Source organism: Streptomyces sp. MnatMP-M17 (assembly GCF_900091995.1).
GTDB lineage: Bacteria > Actinomycetota > Actinomycetes > Streptomycetales > Streptomycetaceae > Streptomyces.
The window spans coordinates 1-4,029 of sequence record NZ_FMDK01000472.1; the positions used below are offsets into that span (position 1 = coordinate 1).

Consider the following 4,029-nt stretch of genomic DNA (forward strand, 5'->3'; position numbering starts at 1 on the left):
GATACGCCGCGAGCCCGGCCAGCGAGTCGGCGATACGGGCGCGCAGCCACTCCGGCGGAGTGCCGGTACGGACATTGACGGCGAGATCGATCAGTCCCGCCGCGCCGTCGCGCATCTCGGCGTCGCCGTGATGGCGCAGATCATGGAGATCACCGCGCGTAGACATGGCGGCCAACCGGTCGATCGCAGGGTACGGGTATGCCGGGCATGGCTGTACGGGCCCGTCCGGGCCGGTGCGGGTACGGTCCCCGCGCGTGGGGCGCCACGCTCTCGCTGGGCTGGTCGACGCGGGTCACCGGGCTCCTTCCGAATGCCACCGGGATACGGAGGCGTCATGGCGCGGCGCGCTGTAGCGCGTGGCCGCTGTTCTCTACCGCCAACGGGCCGCTGCCGTCAACAGGACGCTGTTTCTGACCACCGGCAACCGGCCGCCGCGTCAACGGATTCTGTCGTCGACACCGACATCATCTCCGCTCCCGCCGGTTCCACTCCGCCCCGGCCCCTGTACGCCACGGCCCGCCACCGCACAGGTGACCGCGGCCGGCCGGCCCTCCGGGTCCGACTTCCGTTTCGGTACGAGGAGTACGCCTCCGCCCGCGAGCGCGGCGGCCTCCGCGACGGACGGTGTGCCCACGGCGGCCAGCGGCGCACCGGACGGATGAGGTACGGCGATTCCGGCCAGCAGACCGGCCGCGTAACCCCGTACGGGCACGCCCAGCCGCGCCGCGGCCCCGGCGATCGCGGGCTCACCGGCCTTGGTGTCGACGGTCGCCAGCTCCACCACGGAGCCCGGCGCGAGCCCGGCGTCCCGCAGCGCCTCCTCGATCAGCCCGAGCACTTCCCCGACGGAGGCGCCACGGCTCGCGCCGATCCCGACGACCAGTTCCGGCAACTCCGGCGGTTCCGGATCCGGCCGCGCCGTGGAGCGCGGATGTGCGAGATGGACGTCGGATCGGCTATGCAGGGGCGCATGGCCGTGTTCGTCGCGCTCGGCGCGTTCCTCATGACGCTGTTCGGCGGCTGGACGGCGCAACGCGTCACCGACCGCCGCCATCTCGTACTGGGCCTGGCCGGTGGGCTGATGCTCGGTGTCGTGGGCCTGGATCTGCTGCCGGAGGCGATGCGCGCGGCGGGCCGCGAGATCTTCGGCGTACCGCAGGCGCTGTTGCTCTTCGTCGGTGGCTTTCTCGTAGCCCATCTGGTGGAACGTTTGCTCGCGGTCCGTCAGGCCTCCCACGGCGGCGGCCCGCGCACCGCCGCCTCCCGGGAGCCCGCCGTGTACGGCTCGGGGCACAGCGACGGTCCTGGAGACGGTCCTGGCGCGGTCCACGACTCCGCCCACGCCTCCGCCCACGGCGCGACTCCCGGAATGAACGGCCGGGTACCCGAGGTCGGACTGACCGCCGCCGCGGCCATGGTGGGTCACAGCGTGATGGACGGTATCGCCCTCGGCGCGGCCTTCCAGGTCGGCGAGGCGATGGGCGCCGCCGTCGCCCTCGCCGTCATCGCCCATGACTTCGCCGACGGCTTCAACACGTATACGCTCACCAGCGTCTACGGGAACGACCGGCGCAGGGCGGTCGTGATGCTGGTCGCGGACGCGATCGCGCCGGTGCTGGGCGCCGCGTCCACCGTGCTGTTCACGCTGCCCGAGGAGGCGCTCGCCAGCTATCTCGGATTCTTCGGCGGCGGTCTGCTCTATTTGGCGGCGGCCGAGATCCTGCCCGAAGCGCACCACGAGCACCCGGCCCGCTCCACCCTGCTCTGTACGGTCCTGGGCGCGGCCTTCATCTGGCTGGTGGTCGGTCTCGCCGCCTGAGGCGCGCCACAACGTACTCACTCCTCAGCCCTCAGCCTTCCGAGCATCGCTCCACGAACCGCCGCGCCATCTCCGGCGCCGCCGCCCAGTGCGTATGCAGATAACTCGCGTGCACGCCCTGCCGGACGAAACCTTCCGTCCTGCGCTCCGGATGCACCACGCCCCAGGCGGGAGCGTCCCCGGCGCCCGGTTCCAGTACCGTCCGGTGGAACTCGTGCCCGCGCACGCGCGTTCCGGCCCGCGCCAGCGCGCTGTCGCCGACCGCCACCGCCTCCCGGTATCCGAGCGTCAGCCGTCCCGACATCCGCGCGTCGGCGTCCAGCACTCCGCACATCGGCCGCCCGTCCAGGGAGCGCGCCAGATACAGCAGCCCGGCGCACTCGGCGGCCACCGGAGCGCCGGAGTACGCGAGCTCCGCCACGGCCTTGCGCAGCGGCTCGTTGGCGGACAGCTCCGGTGCGTACACCTCGGGAAAGCCGCCCCCGATCACCAAACCCCGGGTTTCTTCCGGGAGTTGTTCGTCACGCAGCGGATCGAACGGTACGACGTCCGCGCCCGCGGCCGTCAGCAGCTCGGTGTGTTCCGCGTACGAGAAGGTGAAGGCCGACCCGCCGGCCATCGCGATCACCGGCCGCCCACGCCGCGCCGAAGCGACCGAAGCGACCGGGACAGCTGAGGCGCCCGCCTCCCACGCCCTCGTATCCAGCGGCGGCGCACTGCGCGCCAGCGCCAGCAGCGCCGTCAGATCACAGCCCGCCCGTACCCGCCCGGCCAGCTCCCGCATCGCCGCCACCGCCTCGGCGCGCCGCTCGGCGACCGGCACCAGACCGAGATGGCGCGAGGGCGTACCGACCTGTTCGGTGCGCCGCAGCACGCCCATCACCGGCACACCCGACTCGTCCAGCGCGTCGCGCAGCAGCCGCTCGTGCCGGTCCGTGGCGACCTTGTTGAGGATCACTCCGCCGATCCGTACCTCCGGATCCCAGGAGGCGAAGCCGTGCACCAGCGCCGCCACCGAGCGCGACTGCGACGAGGCGTCCACCACCAGCACCACCGGAGCCCGCAGCAGCTTCGACACCTGGGCGGTGGAGGCCAGTTCGCCCTGGCCCGAGGCGCCGTCGTACAGCCCCATCACGCCCTCCACGACCGCCAGGTCGCAGCCCGCCGCGCCATGCGCGAACAGCGGCCCGATCAGCCCGGGACCGCACATGTACGCGTCGAGGTTCCGGCCGGGACGGGCCCGGCCGTCGCCGGAGACCGCCAGCGCGTGATAGCCCGGATCGATGTAGTCGGGCCCCACCTTGTGCGGCGACACGGTGAGACCGCGCTCCGAGAAGGCCGCCATCAGTCCCGTCGCGACCGTGGTCTTGCCGCTGCCGGAGGCGGGCGCTGCGATGACCAGCCGCGGTACGTTCACCACTCGATGCCCCGCTGGCCCTTCTGGCCCGCGTCCATCGGGTGTTTGACCTTGGTCATCTCGGTGACCAGATCCGCGAAGTCCAGCAGCTTCTCCGGTGCGTTGCGCCCGGTGATCACCACATGCTGGGTCCCGGGACGGTCGCGCAGCACTTCGATCACCTCGTCCGTGTCCACCCAGCCCCAGTGCAGCGGATAGGCGAACTCGTCCAGAACGTACAGCTTGTGCGTCTCGGCCGCCAGATCGCGCTTGACCTGCTCCCAGCCCTCGCGCGCCGCCTCCTCGTTGGAGAGCTGGCTGTCGCGCTGCACCCAGGACCAGCCCTCGCCCATCTTGTGCCAGACGACGGAACCGCCCTCGCCGCTCGCACCCAGCACCGTCAGCGCCCGCTCCTCGCCGACCCGCCACTTCGCGGACTTCACGAACTGGAAGACGCCGATCGGCCATCCTTGCGTCCACGCGCGCAGCGCGAGCCCGAACGCCGCCGTCGACTTGCCCTTGCCGGTGCCCGTATGGACGAGTACGAGCGGACGGTTACGGCGCTGGCGGGTGGTGAGACCGTCGTCCGGCACGGTCTCCGGCTGTCCCTGCGGCATTACGCGGCCCTCCTGGAGCGTCCGTTGTGTCCGTCACGTCGGTTGTCGCTGCTGACCTGCTGTCGCGGTGGCTGCTGCGGTTGCCTGACCTGCTGTACGTCCCTGACCAGACCGGCGATGCTGTCGGCCCGCAGTTCGTCGAGCGTGATGGCCGTGCCCGCGAGCGCGGCGGCGAGCGAACCGGCCAGACCGAGCCG

At 72.1% G+C, this 4,029-nt stretch carries 4 protein-coding genes and 2 pseudogenes; 1 reads left to right on the plus strand and 5 read right to left on the minus strand.

Going from position 1 to position 4,029, the window contains the following annotated elements:
• A pseudogene (locus GA0115259_RS42020) lies at positions 1–166 on the minus strand (aminotransferase); the annotation flags it as partial.
• A gap of 270 nt (positions 167–436) precedes the next feature.
• On the minus strand, positions 437–892 hold the full coding sequence (locus GA0115259_RS42025) for a cobalamin biosynthesis protein (protein ID WP_345941026.1): 456 nt from the start codon (positions 890–892) through the stop codon (positions 437–439).
• A gap of 78 nt (positions 893–970) precedes the next feature.
• Here GA0115259_RS42025 and GA0115259_RS21230 point away from each other — a divergent pair, with 78 nt between their 5' ends.
• On the plus strand, positions 971–1,819 hold the full coding sequence (locus tag GA0115259_RS21230) for a ZIP family metal transporter (protein ID WP_093599567.1): 849 nt from the start codon (positions 971–973) through the stop codon (positions 1,817–1,819).
• Between the two features lie 31 nt (positions 1,820–1,850).
• Here GA0115259_RS21230 and GA0115259_RS21235 read toward each other — a convergent pair whose 3' ends face one another.
• The 3 genes and pseudogenes from GA0115259_RS21235 to GA0115259_RS42030 form a co-directional block, all read right to left on the minus strand.
• Positions 1,851–3,239 (minus strand): cobyrinate a,c-diamide synthase, encoded by a 1,389-nt coding sequence (locus tag GA0115259_RS21235; RefSeq protein ID WP_093599558.1) that lies wholly within the window; start codon positions 3,237–3,239, stop codon positions 1,851–1,853.
• Positions 3,233–3,832 (minus strand): cob(I)yrinic acid a,c-diamide adenosyltransferase, encoded by a 600-nt coding sequence (gene cobO, locus GA0115259_RS21240; RefSeq protein ID WP_093599561.1) that lies wholly within the window; start codon positions 3,830–3,832, stop codon positions 3,233–3,235. The genes GA0115259_RS21235 and cobO overlap by 7 nt, the downstream gene beginning before the upstream one ends.
• A pseudogene (locus tag GA0115259_RS42030) lies at positions 3,832–4,029 on the minus strand (hypothetical protein); the annotation flags it as partial. The pseudogene GA0115259_RS42030 and the gene cobO, both read right to left, overlap by 1 nt.